Genomic DNA, 20,770 nt, shown 5'->3' on the forward strand with positions numbered 1-20,770 from the left:
TCCGTCCCCCTCCACCATATTTTCTCGATTGAGAACGATAAAAAGCCAGCTTTCGAGCTGGCTTTTTCGTTTCTTTACATCATAGCTCTATAAACTGACGTCACTAAGTAATCTAGCTAACCCTCAATATACTGAAGCAGAGCGGTAACACAGCTTTGTGCATCACTGCAATTGATACTCTCTGGCAGTTCAGTCTGCAATAAAAACCCTTGTTCCAAAGAGTGGCAAGATGAACTTTCACTTAAACAAATCGGAACTCCTTGAGCAGAAAGGGCATTTAATAACAACAAAGCCGTTTGTATATTTCCCCCAGCATTGGCGGCAAAATGTAGCTCAAACTCAGCAGCGCTATTGAGTGAGGCCAGCGCATGCTCTAATTGAGTGTCCACTTCGGTTAAAGAAACCGAATCTAAATCACTAAAGATCAGCATGCCTTGGTTCCTATCAGCATACTGCCAAGCAACGATATCAACCTGCTGCATATAGGCTCGCTGCATGCTTTGCGCGGCCGCCTGAATGATCACCTGCATTTGGTCACTGTTGCTTCTTCCACCACTGTCTTTGACTGATAATTCAAAAATATACGTGCCAGCAATCGTAGGATAAAACGCCGTTGCTTTCAGAGAATCTGCATTGATCAAAGTAAGCGATTGAGGCCCAGAAACTTGACGCCAAGACTTCGTTTTAATTTCATATATTGATAACTCAGATTTCGCCGTTCCGCTCAACGTAATACTATTTACTGGCAGTATTAACATCTGATCAGCACCAGCATTAACCGTAGGCTTAGTCAGCTTATCCGCATCTTTCAAATCATCGGCTTTACATCCCACGATAAGTGCGAGCACACTCAGGATCACGAACAACTGGTTTAACTTAAACATAATATTTTCCTGTGATTAAGCATTAGAAGAAGTAACTGGTACTGGTGGAAAGAAAGGCGACTTCACTACCGTCCAAATACATTGCAGCATCTTGTTGCGCGTAATCCATCATCACATTCGATTGCGTATTGGTTTGGCTGAGCTGGTCATTTAAGCGAACCCCATCGCTGAAGGCTGAGATCCATTCCATCGGTTTAGTGGCACTGGTGGATGAGAGAAATACGCCGCTTAAAAACAGCGCTAATAGTTTGGTATTCATGCTTACTCCTTGTGAGCGGTCTGATTCACCGACCCATTCAAGGTAGCATTCTCAATACAAATAAATCGTCAGCAGTTTATTGACCATTTGTATCCAGTTTGGTCACATTAGGTAAAGAAATCTGTTTCGGCCATTGCAGTTCAAAACATGCGCCCCCTAATGCTGAACCATTTACTTTTACTCTAACCTTGCCTTGATGCCAACGAGTGATCTGTTTGACAATCGCCAGCCCAAGACCATGGCCTTTTTCACTATTACGCTCTTGATTATTCACTTGAGTAAAGGGCTCAAAAATACGTTCAATATCATCTGGCGCAATACCGGGGCCATCGTCTTCGACCACCAAAAAAAGTTGCCCATCAGATTCGTTCAACGAGAGATGGATCTCTTGCTGCGCAAATCGCGCGGCATTACTCAGCAAGTTTTTAACGGCCCGCAATAAAGCTCGATTATCGACAAATATCGTTTGCTGTCGCAACGAATCCAACACGCTGACACGCAATGTGAGTTGCGGGTTTTCAAGCTGGAAATGCTCCGCTTCTGCAACCAAATTGTCGGCAAAGTGGCAATAAGAAAAATGGCGAATATCTGTGATACGGTTATAGCGCGACAAAACAAGTGTCTGGTTAATCAAATGATCGAGATCTTCAATACTGGAGTGAATCACTTGGCGGTATTTTTCTTTCTGGCTTAAGGCAATGTCTTCATCCTCAAGCATTTCAAATGCAAAGCGTAAACGGTAGAGCGGTGTTCGCAAATCATGCGCCACGGCGTTGGTTAAGGTTCTTTGGCTGGCAATCAGCTTTTCGATGTTATTTGCCATATTATTAAAAGAATGACTGAGCTGAGAGACCACGGACAGCCGGGATGTCGTCGCTCTACGAGATAATACTCCTTGGCCAAATTCATTCGCCGTTTTTACCAGACGTTTCAGATCTCGCCATAAAGGATAAATCCACATAACTAAGGCCACAGAAATGGCTAAAAAAAAGAAACCGCCGATAGCCGTAGTGAGTTTTAATTGGGTTTGGTAGGAAATATTGTCCTCGACGCGTAACCACGTATTCTCATCCACCGCAGCCAATAAGATCATGCTGCCTTGTTGATTGATATAACTGGTCATCTGCTCTTCATCAGCCAACAATTTACTTCGCTCGGTGGGTGACAAATCTTGCTCTTGCAATAGACTCAACTCTAAAGGTATTCGGCTATTTTGCTCAGCAATACTGGTTTGCCATTGAGTACGAGGTTGGCTACGGAGATCTTCTACCGCGAGGTATAATGTACCTCTGGACTGGTTAAGCGCAGCGAGCTCTCTCGGTTCATTGATCGCGAAATAGAGCACTTTGTCACTGTTCAACACTCTTTGCAAAAGTGCCATAGGATCACCATCTTGAAAAATGATCTCGCCTTTTTGCAACGCTTGATAAACTTCTGGGGAGGCGTGGTAACTGTCTAATGCCTCTAATCGAAGTGGGTAACTGAAATGCTTAGCATAGCCGTCAATAATCGTTGTCCACTCAGCTTGAGGCGCTTGACGTAATTTTTCAGATAGAAACGTAAAGTTACTCTGATAGACAGGCTTATAAAATTCTTCAGAGATACTGCGGCTAAGATATGGGATCGGATTAAATTGCGTGGGAATACTGAGTAATAAGATCGGCAGAAACACAGCTACCCAGAGTACCCAAAAAGATCGAATCATGACCACTTCCCTTCCGATACAGCGCAGAGCTGATATCCTTTACCTCGAACCGTTTTTATCAACTTAGGTTCATTAGGATCATCTCCGAGCGCACGCCGCAAGCGTGATATACGACGATCAATTGAGCGATCTAAACCATCATATTCAAAACCACGCACATGCTGAGCGATATCATCTCTCGTGACAATGGTGCCGACATGTTGGGCGAGTAGATACAAAAGCTCAAACTCGCTGGTCGTGAGTTTTATGGGCTGCTGCTCAAGTAATACCGCTCGATGTTGCAAATTCATCCACAAGCTACCTATGCACAATTCATATTTGTCACTTTGACTTCCTCTTGCTTGCCTTCGAAGTAAAGCTCGAATACGTGACAGTAGCAAACGGGGCTTAACCTGCTTAACAACATAGTCATCGGCACCCAGTTCCAACCCCATCACCTGATCAATATCGTCATCCAACGCCGTTTGCATTAAGATCATACCGTGGTATTGATCTCGGACAGCGCGGCAGACATCCATACCACTTTGCCCTGGTAGCATAATATCCAGAATGACTAAATCAGGTTGCTCATCCAAAATCCGATCAACGGCTTGAATCCCATCCGCAACCGTTGAGACACAAAACTCATAGTGGTTGAGAAAGTCTTTGATCAGTTCCGAGAGTTCTAAATCGTCTTCAACGAGAACCACTCGATAAGAGGGGGAGAGAGTACTGTTCATTGTGTTTCACATCCGTTTGCTAAGAACGCAAACTATAGCGGATTGTGTTTCATCTTTGTGTGACTAATTGTGACCAAGCAACAAAGTTGTGGTGTTGTTAAAACATTAAACAAATCATCAACAGCCGAACCTACCGCGTTGAATCAATAAGAGTACGAAGAAAGTACCATTGGGCCGTGACTCATAAACAGAGTCGATAAAAAAGCCCCGAAAATTCGGGGCTGAAAAATGACTGAATCTATAGGGGTAGGACTCAATCAGGATACTAAATCGAACAAAATTACGCGTGTTTCATACGGACGAAGCACTTGATGTTCCAAAACTTTGAGTGGTTTTATATCTGTATAGTTGCCTAACAGGTATTTTGCTTTCTCAATCGGTAACTCTTTTGGCAGCACGCATTCGGTGTCAACGCCATAATAGTTATTGATACAGATCAGCACCTGTTTCGCGTTGCGTCGCTGGTAGGCAAAAATCTCTTTATGATCGGGTAGTAAATCGGTGTAATCACCATCGGTAATTACACCGATTTTTTTGCGCAGCGCTATCAACTCTTGGTAGAAATAGAACACCGATTGCTCATCAGCTAACGCCCGTTGCGCATTCAATTCTTGATAGTTTTCTGCGATGTCTAGCCAAGGCTGACCTTGGCTAAAACCAGCAAAACGCTCTGCATTCCATTGCATTGGCGTGCGAGAATTGTCACGGGATTTTTGTGCAAGAATGGCCATCATCGCTTCATGACTTACCCCTTGCTGGTTCACCATGATGTCGTAAATGTTAGTACTTTCCACATCTCGGTACTGTTCAATAGCGGTGTAGCCGGGATTGGTCATGCCAATTTCTTCACCTTGATAAACATAAGGCGTGCCTTGCATCATATGAATCGATGCGGCCAACATTTTTGCCGACTCAACGCGATAACGTTGATCATCCCCTAAACGGCTCACGATACGAGGTTGATCATGGTTACACCAAAAAAGTGCTCCCCACCCTTTACCATTTAAACCCGTTTGCCAATGGTTGAAAATCTGCTTCAATTGCAAGAAATCAAATGGTGCTTTCGTCCATTTTTCACCGTTCGGATAATCCACTTTTAAATGGTGGAAGTTAAACACCATCGACAGCTCTTTGCCGTCCAAGCGTGAATATTGTTGGCAATGTTCAAGCGTTGTTGAGGACATTTCCCCCACGGTGACACTGCCGTACTGTTGGAAAACCGCTTGGCTGATCTCTTGTAAAAATTCATGCACGCGCGGGCCATCGGTATAAAAACGGCGTCCATCACCTTGGTGATCATCACTGAAATCCTGCGCTTTTGAGATTAAATTGATCACATCGAGACGAAAACCATCCACCCCTTTTTCGGCCCAAAAACGAATCACTTGCTTCACTTCCTCACGAACTTGAGGATTTTCCCAATTTAGATCCGCCTGCTCTTTGGCAAATAGGTGCAGATAATATTGCCCTGTTGCGTCATCTAACGCCCATGCACTACCACCAAACTTTGACTGCCAATTATTTGGAGCCTGACCATTAATCGGGTCTTGCCAAATATAATAGTCACGATACGGGCTTGATTTATCACCCAACGCCGACTGAAACCAAGCGTGCTCGGTTGAGGTGTGGTTAACCACAATATCCATAATAATGCGGATACCTCTTTGATGAGCTTGAGCCAGCAGTTCATCAAAATCTTGCATGCTACCGAATTGAGGATTGACACTGTAATAATCCGAAATGTCATAACCGTTATCAACCATCGGAGATGAATAAATGGGTGTCAGCCAAATGGCATCAATTCCCAAGCGGTGCAAGTAATCCAGTTTAGAGATGATCCCTTTGATATCTCCCGTTCCTTTATTGCCGCTATCACAAAAACTTTTGGGATAAATCTGATAGATGGTCGCAGTTTTCCACCACTGACTATCACTCTTGGTTATAACCATATTGACAACTCACTTACCAAAATGAAAATGAGTGGTGAAAACTCACCACTCGAATGAAAGGTTATGCACTTGCTGGCTCTAGCTCGCCTTTAGCTTGAGCTCGTTTGTATAAAAACAGAGTAAGCAGAATTGGGACGGCCATCGCCACCAGCATCGCGATGCCGTAAATACCCCAGTATTGTGGTTGAATCGAAAGAATACCTGGTAAACCACCCACACCGATGCCATTCGCCATCACCCCTGCACTACCACAAATTGCGGCTGCAATAGCACTACCAATCATGGCGCTTAGCATTGGGAACTTGTACTTTAAGTTGACACCATACATCGCTGGCTCTGTCACACCCAAATAAGCCGAAATAGCCGCAGGAACAGAGATGTCTCGCTCACCGTGTTTTTTACTGATAAAGATGATACCGACGACCGCAGACGCTTGAGCAATATTTGACAGTGCAATCAGTGGCCAAATTGGCGTACCACCCATTTCTTGCATCAATTGCAGATCCACCGCGTTAGTGGTGTGGTGAATCCCGGTAATGACCAGTGGCGCATACAAGAAACCGAACACCATTGAACCGATAACCGCAAAATCGCCAGTCATTGCAGCTTTAGCCGCAAACGCGACGCCATCGCCCAATACGCGACCAAATGGACCAATTAAAGCGTGGGCCAAAATAACGGACAATATGATAGAGATAAACGGCACAACAACGAGGTAAAGATAAGAAGGGATGATGCGCTTTAAGTTTGTCTCAATAAACGCCAGAGCAACACCCGCCAACATCGCAGGAATCACCTGAGCTTGATAGCCAACTTTCTCTATCACAAACAAGCCAAAATCCCACACTTCGGGCATCTGCTTACCGATCAGATAAGCATTCATTAATTGAGGCGAAACCAGAGTCACACCCAAAGTAATACCTAGTATCGGTGTTCCACCCAACTTTTTCACCGTTGACCAACAAACACCAACCGGTAGGAAGAAGAAAATAGCCTCGCCAATTAACCATAAGAAAGAATGAACCGTGGCCCAAAATTGGCTAATTTCAACCAAGGTTTTGCCATCGAACATGCGAATGTCGCCAATGACATTACGAAAACCGAGGATTAAACCGCCAGTGATGATCGCTGGCAGCAAAGGAACAAAGATTTCCGCAAGATGCGAAATGCCACGTTCTAAAAAGTTCATGTTTTGGCGAGCGGCTTTCTTCGCTTCATCTTTAGAAACGGCTTCTTTGCCTGAAAGCCCGATTAAGATGGCGTAAACTTCGTCCACCTCAGTACCAATCACAACTTGAAACTGCCCAGCATTGGTAAAACACCCTTTAACCATGCTCAGCTGTTCTAGTCCTTTTTTATCCGCCTTGTCGGTATCATTTAAAACAAAGCGTAAACGAGTCAAACAGTGACTCACACTGGCGATGTTCTCTTTACCACCTACCAGCTCGATAAGACGTATCACGTCTTGCTTCGCTATCTTGGCCATACTTTTGCCCACCCTATATTGGAATACTGTCTGTTTTTCTTTTTAATGGGAACATTCCCACCTACAAGTGCAATATTGACATAAATAATAAAAGGTAAAAATGGGAACAATCCCATTAATTGAATAAGATCACAGACTAATTGTAATTCACTTTAAGAAATAAGGAGTTAGCTTGTTAGCGGTTGTTGAGTGATGTGTGCAGGGTTCATTTCATTATTAAGCTGTAAAATCAATAAATTAGCTGCTTTTTCTCCCGCTTGAGCATAGCCAGGATCAATACTGTAAATATTAGGGAAAAGAAAAGAGAGCAGCTCATTACCACCCACACCAGTGACGGCGATATCATCTCGGCCCAATTCTTGGAGACGTTTAATCACGCCAAGTGCCAGAGTGTCACTGGCGCACACGATAGCTTGAGTCTGATCATTCAGCACTTCATCAACCAGTTGGTAGGCACTTTCATGATGCAAACGCCCAGTGCGATAATTGGGAGTGCATCCACTTTGTTTACACCAATCTAAGTACGAATCTAAACGTAATTTACCTGTCGTTTTATCGCTAGGATCGACCCCAATGTAGGAAATATGAACTCGATTTTTCGCAGTCAAATGAGCAAGCGCGCCTTGAATAACACCATAATTGTCATAGTTAATCGATGAGACTTTATCGGCATCCATCGCAATCACAACCGCTCGCGATGCCCATAGGTTGAGTTGTGTGATATCGAGATCGGTAAAACCAAATACAATCACACCATCCACATTACGCTTATGTAAAACCTCAAGATGCTCGTTCGTTTTAGTGCGATCAAACTGGCTTTCCATAATCACCACATCGTACCCATTTTGATACAACACCTGTAACATTCGCCCCACGGCGCGGTTTTCAGACGGTGACTCAAGGCGTGAGATAATCACGCCAATCACTTTCTCACTGCCACCACGCATTAACTGAGCCGATTTCAGTGGCACATACCCAGAATCTTGGATAACGCGTTCCACTTTTGCTCGTGTTTCAGGCTTCACTTTTGGGTCGTTCGTCAATACACGAGAAACCGTCGATTTACCAACACCAGACAGTTTTGCAATATCCAAGATAGTCAGTTTTCTGCTCATGCGAACCTATAGCGTAAATAAAAATGGAAGATAGCATGCGCTTATCTTAAATGAATTATTGAGTGGTACAGCCTTGATAAGTCGTTGATCCCACTTCGAGCAAAGCCTCATCGCCTTTCGTATGTAAAAGCACGGTTTGAGGCTGAGTTTGCTCGCTATCGTCGATCACATACTTTGCGCCAGAGGCGGCTGGAATTTGTATTAATGTATATTCGCGATCGGCAATACGGAGAACGGCTGACTGTTGCTCAATATACGCAACATCAAAATGCTCACCAGAACGGCATTGATAATGCTGGAACAGGTTCTCACTTTCAACGCGCGAATCGTTCGCGTAATCGCGCGAATCGTTCGCGTAATGTGGTGAGCATGCTGCTAAAAAACCAACACTGAATCCAACAAAAAGAAATGATTTATTCATATTGCCTTCCACAAAGGGGGGAATTTTTACGGTGCAAGAAAAGCAGGGACATCGCGAATACTATCAAGTACCACGGTGGCGAGTAATTCACCCTGCTCAGTAACTGGCTTACCCGTACGCACTAACACACGAGTACCAACACCTGCGGCTTGTGCAGCCATCATATCTTCAGCTTTATCGCCTATCATCACGGATTTTTCCATATCGATATCAAGAAAATCCCGTGCGGAGATAAACATACCAGGCTTGGGTTTGCGGCAATCACACTCTTCTTTATACTTACCTTCACCGTGCTCTGCATGGTGCGGGCAGTAATAAATACCATCAAACTCGACACCGTGATCGGCAAAATTCCAGTCCATCCATTGCGTTAAAGATAAAAAGCGCTCTTCACTAAATTTCCCACGAGCGATACCTGATTGGTTGGTCACCAAAACCAGCAAATACCCCATGTCTTGAAACTTCTTAGTGGCTTCAAATACACCATCAATAAACTCAAAATCATGCTCATCATGAACATAGCCATGGTCAACGTTGATCACGCCATCGCGATCTAAAAACACTGCAGGTTTAGCCAAAATAACTCTCTCATATCACGCCAGATATGATGATTATTACACGCTTTATTTTTTTCATCACTACCTAATTCACTAAAGCGTTTAGACGTCTAGACGTAAAAATATCTATTGACTTAAATCAAGTTAAGCCATAGCATCGTCCAACAAGTGAGAGAGAGTTCAACATTTTATTCTGTTATCCCTGCACAGGTTTTCCGATGATTCAAATTAATCAAGTAAATAAAGTTTTCTATCAAGGCAATAAGGAAATTCATGCTTTGAAAGAGATTAATCTTCACATTAAGCAAGGCACTATTTTTGGTGTAATTGGCTCGTCAGGTGCAGGGAAAAGTACACTGATTCGCTGCGTCAACATGCTAGAAGCTCCAACAACAGGTTCGGTTGTGGTTGATGGCGTTGATTTAACTCAACTGAGCAAATCAGAACTCAGCCAAGCTCGTCGCAACATTGGCATGATCTTTCAACACTTCAATTTGCTTTCATCACGTACGGTATTTGACAACGTTGCTCTGCCACTTGAGCTGGCTGGTGTCGAAAAAAATAGCATTGAAAAGAAAGTGTCGGAGCTGTTGCAACTGGTCGGCCTGACGGATAAGCGCGAAACTTATCCTGCAAATCTGAGTGGTGGTCAAAAGCAACGTGTTGCAATAGCGCGAGCACTCGCCTCTGATCCCAAAGTATTGCTGTGTGACGAAGCCACCAGTGCGCTTGATCCTGCGACGACTCAATCAATTTTAGATCTATTGAAAGAGATCAACCGCACACTCAATATCACCATTTTGCTAATTACTCACGAAATGGATGTGGTGAAAAGTATTTGCCACGAAGTGGCCATTATTGGCGACGGTGAACTGGTTGAAAAAGGCACAGTTGGCGAGATTTTTGCTCACCCTAAAACCGCCTTGGCTCATCAATTTATTCGCTCAACGCTCGATTTATCAATTCCGGAAGATTACCAAGCTCGCCTGCAAGCCACTCGCGTAAAAGGTAGCTACCCGCTGGTGCGATTAGAGTTTACAGGCGCAACGGTTGATGCTCCCTTGATGACACAAATTGCCCGTAAATTTAATATTGATGTCAGTATATTAAGTTCTGACCTTGATTACGCTGGTGGCGTTAAATTCGGCATGATGGTCGCTGAACTGTTTGGTAATGAGTCGGACGATACGGCCGCTCTTGAATTTCTTCGCGAAAACAACGTAAAAGTAGAGGTACTTGGTTATGTCCTTTAACACCATCACCGCTTGGTTAAACCTGAATGGCGATCTTCTACTGATGGCAACCTGGCAAACACTCTACATGGTCGCTGTCGCGGGCATCGTCGGTTTTGTGGTTGGTATTCCACTGGGGGTTATTTTACATACCACCAAAAAAGGCGGCCTTCTCGAAAACACTCAGTTGAACCGCATTCTTGGTGCCATCGTCAACATTGGTCGCTCTGTGCCATTTTTGGTGCTTATGGTGGCCATTATTCCGGTGACAAAACTGCTTGTCGGTACGTTTATTGGTACCACTGCGGCTATTGTTCCGCTGACGATTGGCGCAATTCCATTTGTCGCTCGTTTAATTGAAAGTGCATTGCTGGAAGTGCCCACTGGTTTGGTCGAAGCTGCGCAGTCAATGGGGGCTACGCCGATCCAAATTATTCGTAAAGTGTTGCTTCCTGAAGCGCTACCAACGATTGTCAACTCAGTCACCATCACTATGGTCACTCTAGTAAGTTACTCTGCCATGGCCGGAACCGTTGGCGGCGGTGGCTTGGGCGATGTTGCTATTCGTTACGGCTTTCATCGCTACGACTTAGGCATCATGACGGTCACCGTGGTGATGTTGATTGTCTTAGTACAAATTATTCAATCGATTGGCGATAAGTTTGTCCGCCGTGTCGACCACCGTTAAATCACAATAAAGTTAAAACACAGATTCGTTTTATAACAAGGAGTTAATCATGAAATTTAGCCTTAAAGCTCTACTTACCCTCGCCGTTAGCGCTTCAGCACTCGTGCTGGCAGGCTGTGGTGAAAAAGCGGTCGACAACAATAAAATCAAAGTGGGTGTCATTGCCGGTGCTGAAGCACAAGTTGCTGAAGTTGCAGCAAAAATTGCAAAAGAAAAATACAACCTAGATGTAGAACTCGTGACGTTTACCGACTATGTTACCCCTAATGCGGCACTGGATGATGGTTCGATTGATATCAATGCATTCCAACACAAGCCATACCTTGATCAACAGATCGCTGACCGCGGTTACAAATTAGCGATTGCAGGTAACACCTTTGTTTACCCGATTGCTGGCTATTCAAAACAAGTGAAATCGGTTGATGAGATTCAAGATGGCTCTCGTATTGCGGTACCTAACGATCCAACCAACCTTGGTCGCTCTTTACTGCTGCTAGAACAGCAAGGCCTTATTACTCTACGTGACGGAGCAGGCCTACTGGCAACGGTACGTGATGTGGTCGCCAACCCAAAAAACATCACTATTGTTGAGTTAGATGCCGCGCAACTGCCTCGTTCACTTGACGACGTTACGCTCTCGATCATCAACACGACCTACGCCAGCTCAATCAATCTAACGCCTGAAAAAGATGGTGTGTTCGTTGAAGATAAAGAGTCACCTTATGTCAATATCATTGTTTCTCGTGCAGAAAATCTGAATGCTGAAAACGTGACTAACTTTGTTAAAGCCTACCAAACAGAAGAAGTGTACCAAGCCGCTTCGAAAATTTTTGACGGTGGCGCAGTAAAAGGCTGGTAATTAATAAACCTATTACCTGTGCAAAAAAGCCTATAAAAACAGAAAAGCCGATACGCGATGTATCGGCTTTTTCGTATCAACAACACGCACCTGTTTACTTAATATGATCCCAAGACATATTGGACACAATACGGCATGGGTCGCATTTAAAATGGAAAATGTCGTGCAGCGGTTCATCGAGTAGCCACTCTCCCCCACATTTCGGGCATTTTCTGGCTTGTTCGTCCGCTAGGCTCTGGCCGCCAACTCGATACTGATAGTAATAAGTAGGGACGTGGGTCAAAAACTCAATTCGTCCTCGTAAATCCCATCCTCTAATAAACAGCACACTGTCCACATCGCAAATCTCGTGCAGTGCAGCGTGTTCTGCTCGGCAACCACCCGCCATCTGAAGTTCATCACACGCCTGCCACTCCGTTTGCCATTTGATCACTGCTTTATGATCGCCATTTAAGGTCGCAGAATTACGATATAAAGGGATCGGCAGCAATGTGTCACCACTGCGCAGCGGAGAACAAGTGTGTACATAAGTGGTGTAAAGTATCTGCCAGCTAGGCAAAACATCATCAGCGGCTTGCTCGGAATTAAGATCGCGCCCCAACAAACGGGCTTTCGGAGCCAGCAAGCTAGCCTCCGTCAAGCGACTCAGGCACACCCTAACAAAATCAGAGTGATACTTAGGGTGTAAGCTTTCTTGCTCTGGGCAAACCACCCGCACAAAGAACTCGCCCTCTCCCATCACGATGGGGAATTCACGTCCAAGCACTTGACCGTTATAGCGTAAAGCATCCATTAGGCCATTAATCGCTTTATCTACCGCCGAGATAGTCGTGTTATCAAAACACTCAAACTGCAATTCAACCACGTACATCGTTACACCACAGGTTCTAAATTAGCGAAAAACTCGGCCACACTTTCGGCCAGCACGTCGCGTTTATCGGTACCTAAACGTTCTAAAATCACATGTCCAGAAAGGTTACAGATCGAAATTACATCCATCTCCGCATCGGTTGCACCAATAAACACGGTTGGTTTGAGTTTTAGTCGGCGCTGAGTCACCAAATGACCGAGGATATTTTCCTGCAAACGAACAAAATCATCCTCACTCCACACTTGCAATAGAGCGAGCTCGTTGCCTTGCCATTTAGCGGGCATGTCCGCACAAAACTGTACGCCATAAAAGGCTTTAATATCAGAATGTAGAGTCAATTCAATCGCTGCTTCTACGTTAGAAAAATCAGCTGCAACCGATCTGACGACAGGCTTCCACAGCACACTGTCTTGGTCGTTCATCACTGCGCAAGGGGAATCTAACTCAGCCAACTCATCATTACGAGGAGACTCGCCATGCTTTGTTTGGTAAGCGTCAAGATAACGTTGAGTAAATGAAAGTAAGGCTTGCTCGGCAGTTTGTGCCATGAAGTGCTCCAAAATTGATGAGTCGCTGCCTTGTGTGATGACAGCAACCCTAGGATTGCGTAAAATTCTGCTTATTCTAATCGAATTGACGTGAAAATATGAGCAAATATTCCGATGCCAAAGCGCTGGCAGGGTTAACCCTTGGCAAAAAAACCGACTACGCCAAACAGTACGATCCAAGCTTACTGCAACCTGTCCCTCGTAGCTTAAACCGTGATGATCTGCATTTGGGGGATAGCTTACCGTTTAAAGGCTGTGACATTTGGACTTTGTACGAGCTCTCTTGGCTCAATGAAAAAGGGTTACCACAAGTGGCAGTTGGCGAGGTTTCTATCCCTGCGACAAGTGCTAGTTTGATTGAATCTAAATCCTTTAAGCTCTACCTCAATAGCTATAACCAAAGCAAAATAGCCAGTTGGGATGAAGTAACGCAGCGCTTAACCAACGATTTATCGGCCTGTGCCGGAGCACCAGTCAGTGTCACTCTCAACCCGGTGAGCGATTACACTGGCCAAGCAATTGTGACTATGCAAGGTGAATGCATTGATGGACAAGATATTGAGATTGAAAGTTACCAATTTGATGCCAGCTTACTGAAAAGTGCCGCGCGTGGTGAGCAAGTCAATGAAACACTGCACAGCCATTTACTGAAATCGAACTGTTTAATCACCAATCAACCCGACTGGGGCAGCGTCGAAATTCATTATCAAGGTCAACAAATTGATCGAGAAGCACTGTTACGTTATCTCGTCTCATTTCGTGAACATAATGAGTTCCACGAACAGTGTGTAGAGCGCATCTTCACCGACATTATGCAATACTGCCAACCGACACAGTTAACAGTATACGCTCGATACACTCGCCGCGGCGGTTTGGATATCAACCCATTTCGCTCAACCGAACAAGAACGGCCAACACATAACCAACGTATGGCCCGTCAATAAGGATTAGCATTAGGATGATCAACGTGCGCTGGACACTTTTGCTCAGTTTAACTCTGGCTCTGTTTTCATTGGCTTCACAAGCCACTATCTACTCGTCGCCAATGTTAAATGAAGCCAATGGGTTGATTGATATCTCACCGAATCAAGCCAAAACCCTAGCCACTGAGTATCTGACTCAGCGCAAGTTGGCCGAAAAATCAGAAAAATCATCATCAGTGATGGCGCGCGATGAAAGCGACAGTCGGATTCGAACACCGGGCAGCAGCGTTGATGCGTTAAAGATTTTAGCCAAAGCAGAGTTCCAGTTGCACAATATGGATGCCGCACTGGCCGCGTTAAAACTTGCTGAAGAGCTCACGCAACACTATCAATTGCCTTATTTAGCCACGGATGTACAAATACTCAAAACTCGTCTAATTTGGCTCAATAATAATGATGCAAGCGCCGCTCGGCAGGCGCTACGCGCGATCAGCATTCAATATGATGCCATCAAAAATGCGGATCAATTGGCAAAAGGTCTCGATTATAAAATTACCCTGCTCAAAGCAGAAATTGCCTCAAAAGCCAATGATATCGAACTGGCCAATAAGCTTTTTGCTGACCTAAAGCCTTACATTGATTCGATCTCCTCACCGAAAACCGTGATTGAATATCAGATTGTTATTGGTCAACATTTTCTCACTCATGGCTTTTACAATCGTGCTTTATCTGAGTTGCTAGTTGCCTACTGGGGCGCGATTGAAAACAACTCAAGCGCCCTACTCGCTAAAACTAATACCTTGCTGGCTCAGCTTTTTTTTGAAAGAAAAGTGCTCGATAAGGCTTTAGAGCATTTGTCTCAAGCCGCCGATTTTTATGACGGCTATAACAAGTCGCCAGCCTTGGCTGATGTATTGCAACGTATGGGCGATGTCTATTACCAGCAAGGTAAATACAATCTAGCGCTCGTTCACTACTTCAACGTGATCGATCACGAAACGAGCCGCAATGATCTGGAAAAAGTCATTGAAGTGCGTATTAGTTTGGCGGCGACCTACCTTAATCTCTATAACTACCCATTAACTGACCAGTATCTCACTCGCGCTGAAGACTTGCTTGAGCTGAAAGATTATCCTCGTTTAAAGGCACAGGCTTACTTACTGCATTCAGGATTGGCCTTTCACCAAAAACAAGCCGATGTGGTCATCAGCAACGCTCAACACGCCTTAAGCGTTGCTAAAACGATGCAAGATGAAGAGATTGAAGAGCATGCCTATCGGTTACTGGCCTTGGGTTATGAGCAAAACGGTCAGTACGCACAGGCCTTAGAGAACATAAAACGCAGCAATGCACTATCGCAAATACGCCAAGAAAAACTCAATCAGATCAGTGAAGATGCTTTTCGTCAACAAAAAGAGTTTGTAGAACAAACCTTACATCTGGTCGGGCAAGAAAAAGCGCTGCTCAAAACTCAAGAAGAGTATAATAAGTTCAAAAAGATCGCTTTTATTCTGTTTATCATCTCCATTATTTTATTTTTACTGTTACTGCGTAGAGGCTACCTTATCCAGTTGCAAAATGAAGAAATCGATGAACTCAACAGCACGCTCTTTACCCATTCTCGCTCTCGCTTGCGTAACTTGCGCATGCTCAATGCTAAGCTTCCTTCAGCGATGCAAAAAAGCAGCCGTCATTTTGAGCCGTGGTATATTGGTGAACTCATCCACGAGCCACTGAGTGATCGCCTCCGCTTTGTGATGATTGATATTCCCTTTCTGCGCAACATGTACTTAGAACATGGCTATTCAGCTGGCTTAGAATTGGAGCATCAATTTGGTCAGTTTTTAAAATCGAAAATCAAAGAACCGAATCGGATTTATCACTTTTCAGATTCCAATCTGCTCTATATCGAACCGAATGCCGATCGCAATACACCGCCTGAAATCGCATTCGATCAAATTCAGCAATGGATAGATGAATTTCAACCTGAACGTCGCTTAAACCGTACAATACGGATGGGCATCGCCGACTACCCGTTTTTGCCAAGAGCTTATATGGCGATTAATGATAAAGAGCTGCTCGATATTCTGCTGATGGCAACCAACACGGCTCGTGAGCTAAGTATGAGAGAAGGAGCAAGCCATTGGGTCTACTTAAAAGCGATCGATAACGCTCCAGCCGCTAGTTTTGCCTCCAACAATATTCGCAAATCATGCAAGCACGCCATCAATCAAGGGTTGATAAAAGTGCATTCTTCTTATAAGAATGAGGAGAGCATCAAAAAACTCCTAAAAGATGGGTAATTACTCGGCATTCAATGTGTTAAAGCAGTGACGTGGGCAATTAATTTGTTATTATCGATAAATCAATTAATAGGATCCTAACGATCCTCGCAGTTTAGTTTAGTTGTACATGGGCGCTCTCGAACAGGATATTCAAACACAGTTACAGCAGCTGAAAACTCAGTTGGAACAGGTTCGTTTGACACACAGGGACACTTCGTTCAAATTTAAACGAGAACATACTGTCCTAAAACGGATCGTCGCATCATTAAGCTTGGCGTGTCAGGGCAATGATCATCAGCTAAATATTAATTTATCAGATCTTCGTGAAGCTCTAGAGCAACAAAAAGACGTAAGCACGCTCATACCTCGCTTAGCCGTATTGGAGCGCATGTTGAAGCAACAAACTTTGGTTATGGAAAAAGAAAACTCTCATTTGGACTCTCAAATCAAACATTGTGGGGAAACATTACTTCGCGTTGCTGGCCTACCCGCCAAACTTAAGCGTGATTTGCGTGATCTGCTCAGTTTTTCAGAAGCTCAGCCTAAAGCCGAACAAGCGATTCAACTGCTTGGGATTTATGAACGTGCAATCAAAATAATAACAGCGAACCCGAATACGGCCATCAGCGAGCTGCATGTCGCGGATAGAGAGCTATTGACCAAGCTATCCGATGAACTGCAACACCTGATCACTGAATTGGATTTTGAAGGTGAATCAGGGGAACTACTGGTAGATATTCGTGCCAAGCTGTTGATTGGCGTATCGACATCAACGCTCTTAGAGTTGACGTTAGAGATTCTAAAACTGGTGATTGATGGCACCAACAGTGAGCGCAAAACATCTGAGAAGTTTTTAGAACAGGTCAACTCATCACTCACAAAACACATTAAAAGTAGCACTCACAACGCAGACCAAAGCCAGAGTTACTTTGAACATCGCCAAGAGATGAATGCTGAACTCGCCGCTTTGATTACCCAAAGCCAAACTCTAATCAAAGATTCTGTGGCGATTGACGATCTTAAGCTCTCCGTTTCACCTATATTATGCGAAATGGCGTCACTTTCTGAACGCTTAAGTCATGCAGAGCAACGCGAGCAGGCACTAATTGAACGCTTAAATTATGGCAAAAATCAAATGGAAGCTCTGTTTGAGCTCACTCAAGATTATCGCCGTCGATTGGAAGATCAGTCTCAGCGCTTGCTGCTTGATCCACTGACAAAAGTCTATAATCGCACGGCCTTTAATGACCACCTTGAGCTGGAATATCGGCGCTGGATAAGAGCTCAACACACTTTCCGAATCGTAATCTTTGATATTGATAAGTTCAAAACTATCAACGATAGCTTTGGCTATACGGCAGGTGATAAAGCCCTTAAAATTATTGCCCGCACCATATCCAAAGAAGCATCCGATACGGATACCGTGGCACGTTTCTCTGGTGAAGAATTTATTATTTTACTTCCCGATCAAGAAGATAATCACTGTTTCAAGGTGGTAAAAAACATTCAACGTCATGTATCGAGGCTCCCTTTCAAGTTCAGAGACAAGAGTATTACGATTACACTTTCAGCCGCGAGTACCTGTTTTAAAGACTCCGATACGCCAGAGGAAGTACTTGAACGTTTACGCCGCTCGTTACTAGAAGCCAAGAGTTTCGGCCCTAACCAAGTGGTTTGGAAATAAACACAAGTCCAGATCGGATGTAGACAAAAGAAACCCATTCAAATCGCGGCCTTAACTGGTCGCTATTTGAACAAAACCAAACTAAAGCGTGCTTAACATCACACTCTGCTTGCATAAACATTTCCTAACAATCGAGAAAAGAACTAGATTGATACTGTAATTTCAATCAGTTATATCGTCCTATCGCACATCCGTCACTAAACGAACCATGACCTATACTCCATACTAAGCGAGTATATATAAAAACCAACTTTAGTCGTAGCGTGGACATTTTCCTTACTTCTCAACTAAGGAGGCCAGTATGATTACTCATATCAGCCCTACAGGCAGCATGGATCTGCTTTCTCAACTTGAAGTTGAGCGTCTAAAAAAGACCGCGTCGAGCGATCTATATCAACTGTATCGTAACTGCACTTTGGCGGTACTTAACTCTGGTAGCCATACGGATAACTCAAAAGAACTTCTTGAAAAATATAAATCTTTTGATGTCACTGTCATGCGCCGTGAACGCGGTATCAAGCTAGAGCTGACGAATCCACCAGAACATGCCTTTGTTGATGGGCAGATCATTAAAGGAATTCAAGAACATCTGTTTTCGGTCCTACGCGATATCGTTTATGTCAACATGCATCTGGCGGATAATCAGCGCCTAAATCTTACCAATGCTATTCACATCACCAACTTAGTGTTTGGTATTTTGCGTAATGCCAGTGCCTTGGTTCCCGGTCTTGAACCTAACTTAGTGGTTTGTTGGGGTGGACACTCTATCAACCCTACTGAGTACCAATATACGCGAGAAGTGGGCCATGAACTGGGCTTACGTGAACTGAACATTTGTACAGGCTGCGGACCAGGCGCTATGGAAGGGCCAATGAAAGGGGCCGCCATTGGACACGCTAAACAACGCTATACCGCACAACGCTATCTTGGCTTAACCGAACCATCGATCATTGCCGCCGAGCCACCGAATCCGATTGTGAACGAATTGGTGATTATGCCGGATATCGAAAAACGCCTAGAAGCTTTTGTACGAATGGCGCACGGCATCATTATTTTCCCCGGTGGAGCAGGAACAGCGGAAGAACTGCTGTACATTTTGGGTATCATGATGCACCCAGATAACGCAAGCCAACCAATGCCAATTGTACTGACTGGGCCAAAAGAGAGCGAAGCCTACTTCCGTTCAATCGACACATTCATTGCCGAAACATTAGGTGAAAAAGCACGCCAGCATTATCAAATCGTCATTGATGATCCAGAAAAAGCAGCGCGTATCATGAGCCAAGCGATGCCGCTGGTTCGTCAGCATCGTAAAGATAGTGGTGATGCTTATAGTTTCAACTGGTCCCTCAAAATCGAGCCTGAGTTCCAACTGCCTTTTGAACCGACTCACGACAGTATGGCCAACTTGGATTTACACCTAAACCAAAAACCAGAAGTACTCGCTGCTAACTTGCGTCGCGCCTTCTCTGGCATTGTCGCTGGTAATGTGAAAGCGGAAGGCATTCGAGAAATTGAACGTCACGGCCCATTCATCATCGATGGCGATGCCCAATTAATGAAAAAAATGGATTTATTACTAAAAGACTTCGTTGCACAACACCGAATGAAGCTACCCGGTGGAAGTGCTTATGAACCTTGCTATAAAATTGCAACCAATAATCACAATCATTAAAGGCTAAACTGACTTATGCCATGATGAGTGGCAATCTTAAGTGAGATCATTACAATAAGGGCTTATTAAGCCCTTATTTTTTGGTCGTTATGTCTTTACACCTTGTCATCATTGATGCTTTGAATTTGATCCGTCGGGTGCACTCCGCACAACCCGATCCTAACGATATGGCAAGAACCATAGAGACAACCTCGCGCACCTTGCACCGTATCATCAATGAAGCGAAACCGACCCACATCATCGCCGTGTTTGATCATCACTTACAAGACCGGGGCTGGAGAGCACAACTTCTACCGACTTATAAGCAGAACCGGAAGCCGATGCCAGAAGCACTGCAACTTGGCTTAGACGCCATTCAGCAAGCATGGTGGGAATTAGGGATTGATTCACTTCTCTCGGAAGGTGATGAAGCCGATGATTTGGTGGCCACCTTAGCCACGAAAGTGGCAAGCCACGATGAAAAAGTAACGATCATTTCAACCGATAAAGGCTACTGCCAACTGCTCTCCCCCACTTTACAAATTCGTGACTACTTTCAACATCGTTGGTTAGATCAACCCTTTATTGAACAGGAATTTGGCGTAAAGCCGAGCCAATTAACCGATTTTTGGGGATTAACGGGCATCAGTTCAAGCCAAGTTCCCGGCATTGCCGGCATTGGTCCCAAAGCAGCAAAAGAGATATTAACGCAATTTCCCGACATAGAAGCGGCCTACGCCAGTGCTGATTTGGCCAAGAAATACCGTAAAAAATTTGATGAGCAGATCGATATGGCGCGAGTCTGCAAACACATTGCCACACTAAAGACCGATATAGAGCTCGGTTTTAATTTGCAAGACATTCGCTTTTCAGCGCAAGTATCCCATCCAGAATAGCAAAACGCTCCTAGAAAGGAGCGTTAAATTAACCT

At 44.4% G+C, this 20,770-nt stretch carries 19 protein-coding genes; 8 read left to right on the top strand and 11 right to left on the bottom strand.

Going from position 1 to position 20,770, the window contains the following annotated elements:
* Positions 1-116: 116 nt before the first annotated feature.
* The 9 genes from DD616_RS13885 to gmhB form a co-directional block, all read right to left on the bottom strand.
* Positions 117-884, bottom strand: a complete 768-nt coding sequence (locus DD616_RS13885) for a PKD domain-containing protein (protein ID WP_208871811.1) — start codon at positions 882-884, stop codon at positions 117-119.
* 22 nt (positions 885-906) lie between these two features.
* Complete coding sequence (locus DD616_RS13890) at positions 907-1,143, bottom strand: hypothetical protein (RefSeq protein WP_208871812.1); 237 nt, start codon at positions 1,141-1,143, stop codon at positions 907-909.
* Between the two features lie 76 nt (positions 1,144-1,219).
* A complete protein-coding gene (locus DD616_RS13895) occupies positions 1,220-2,854 on the bottom strand; it encodes an ATP-binding protein (protein WP_208871813.1) in 1,635 nt (544 codons plus the stop codon).
* Positions 2,845-3,567: a winged helix-turn-helix domain-containing protein gene (locus DD616_RS13900; RefSeq protein WP_017044211.1), complete on the bottom strand. Its 723-nt coding sequence runs from the start codon at positions 3,565-3,567 to the stop codon at positions 2,845-2,847. The genes DD616_RS13895 and DD616_RS13900 overlap by 10 nt, the downstream gene beginning before the upstream one ends.
* Positions 3,568-3,824: 257 nt before the next feature.
* Positions 3,825-5,516, bottom strand: a complete 1,692-nt coding sequence (treC, locus tag DD616_RS13905; protein WP_047688872.1) for an alpha,alpha-phosphotrehalase — start codon at positions 5,514-5,516, stop codon at positions 3,825-3,827.
* 61 nt (positions 5,517-5,577) lie between these two features.
* On the bottom strand, positions 5,578-7,002 hold the full coding sequence (gene treB, locus DD616_RS13910; protein ID WP_026027679.1) for a PTS trehalose transporter subunit IIBC: 1,425 nt from the start codon (positions 7,000-7,002) through the stop codon (positions 5,578-5,580).
* A 167-nt stretch (positions 7,003-7,169) separates the two neighbouring features.
* Positions 7,170-8,117 carry a trehalose operon repressor TreR gene (gene treR / locus DD616_RS13915; protein ID WP_088732013.1) on the bottom strand — a complete coding sequence of 316 codons (948 nt, stop codon included), beginning with the start codon at positions 8,115-8,117 and terminating at the stop codon, positions 7,170-7,172.
* Positions 8,118-8,172: 55 nt separating this feature from the next.
* Entirely contained in the window at positions 8,173-8,538 is a 366-nt protein-coding gene (locus tag DD616_RS13920; RefSeq protein ID WP_208871814.1) for an MliC family protein, read from the bottom strand.
* Positions 8,539-8,564: 26 nt separating this feature from the next.
* Positions 8,565-9,116, bottom strand: coding sequence for a D-glycero-beta-D-manno-heptose 1,7-bisphosphate 7-phosphatase (gene gmhB, locus DD616_RS13925; RefSeq protein ID WP_013857382.1), 552 nt, complete (start codon positions 9,114-9,116; stop codon positions 8,565-8,567).
* A 197-nt stretch (positions 9,117-9,313) separates the two neighbouring features.
* On the opposite strand from gmhB, the gene metN reads away from it, so the two are divergent.
* Genes metN through DD616_RS13940 form a run of 3 tightly spaced genes read left to right on the top strand, consistent with a single transcriptional unit; the run spans position 9,314 to position 11,874 of the window.
* The gene (gene metN, locus DD616_RS13930; protein WP_208871815.1) at positions 9,314-10,348 is read left to right on the top strand and encodes a methionine ABC transporter ATP-binding protein MetN; all 1,035 of its coding nucleotides are present in this window, start codon (positions 9,314-9,316) and stop codon (positions 10,346-10,348) included.
* The gene (locus DD616_RS13935; RefSeq protein WP_017044205.1) at positions 10,338-11,015 is read left to right on the top strand and encodes a methionine ABC transporter permease; all 678 of its coding nucleotides are present in this window, start codon (positions 10,338-10,340) and stop codon (positions 11,013-11,015) included. Before metN ends, DD616_RS13935 begins: the two co-directional genes overlap by 11 nt.
* A gap of 49 nt (positions 11,016-11,064) precedes the next feature.
* The gene (locus tag DD616_RS13940; protein WP_013857385.1) at positions 11,065-11,874 is read left to right on the top strand and encodes a MetQ/NlpA family lipoprotein; all 810 of its coding nucleotides are present in this window, start codon (positions 11,065-11,067) and stop codon (positions 11,872-11,874) included.
* Positions 11,875-11,968: 94 nt separating this feature from the next.
* Here DD616_RS13940 and DD616_RS13945 read toward each other — a convergent pair whose 3' ends face one another.
* Positions 11,969-12,745, bottom strand: a complete 777-nt coding sequence (locus DD616_RS13945; protein ID WP_088728698.1) for a Zn-ribbon-containing protein — start codon at positions 12,743-12,745, stop codon at positions 11,969-11,971.
* Positions 12,746-12,747: 2 nt separating this feature from the next.
* A complete protein-coding gene (syd, locus tag DD616_RS13950) occupies positions 12,748-13,293 on the bottom strand; it encodes a SecY-interacting protein (RefSeq protein WP_047688882.1) in 546 nt (181 codons plus the stop codon).
* Between the two features lie 98 nt (positions 13,294-13,391).
* Between syd and queF the strand changes: the two genes are divergently transcribed.
* The 5 genes from queF (at position 13,392) to xni (ending at position 20,735) form a co-directional block, all read left to right on the top strand.
* Positions 13,392-14,237 (top strand): NADPH-dependent 7-cyano-7-deazaguanine reductase QueF, encoded by an 846-nt coding sequence (gene queF / locus DD616_RS13955; protein WP_208871816.1) that lies wholly within the window; start codon positions 13,392-13,394, stop codon positions 14,235-14,237.
* A gap of 14 nt (positions 14,238-14,251) precedes the next feature.
* Complete coding sequence (locus tag DD616_RS13960) at positions 14,252-16,519, top strand: tetratricopeptide repeat protein (RefSeq protein ID WP_208871817.1); 2,268 nt, start codon at positions 14,252-14,254, stop codon at positions 16,517-16,519.
* Positions 16,520-16,628: 109 nt separating this feature from the next.
* Positions 16,629-18,185, top strand: coding sequence for a GGDEF domain-containing protein (locus tag DD616_RS13965; protein WP_017044199.1), 1,557 nt, complete (start codon positions 16,629-16,631; stop codon positions 18,183-18,185).
* A gap of 301 nt (positions 18,186-18,486) precedes the next feature.
* Positions 18,487-19,860 carry a nucleotide 5'-monophosphate nucleosidase PpnN gene (gene ppnN, locus DD616_RS13970; protein ID WP_017045573.1) on the top strand — a complete coding sequence of 458 codons (1,374 nt, stop codon included), beginning with the start codon at positions 18,487-18,489 and terminating at the stop codon, positions 19,858-19,860.
* 89 nt (positions 19,861-19,949) lie between these two features.
* Positions 19,950-20,735 (top strand): flap endonuclease Xni, encoded by a 786-nt coding sequence (gene xni, locus DD616_RS13975; RefSeq protein ID WP_094164172.1) that lies wholly within the window; start codon positions 19,950-19,952, stop codon positions 20,733-20,735.
* The last annotated feature ends 35 nt before the right edge of the window (positions 20,736-20,770 follow it).

This window comes from Vibrio anguillarum, assembly GCF_003390515.1.
In the GTDB taxonomy this organism is placed as follows: domain Bacteria; phylum Pseudomonadota; class Gammaproteobacteria; order Enterobacterales; family Vibrionaceae; genus Vibrio; species Vibrio anguillarum.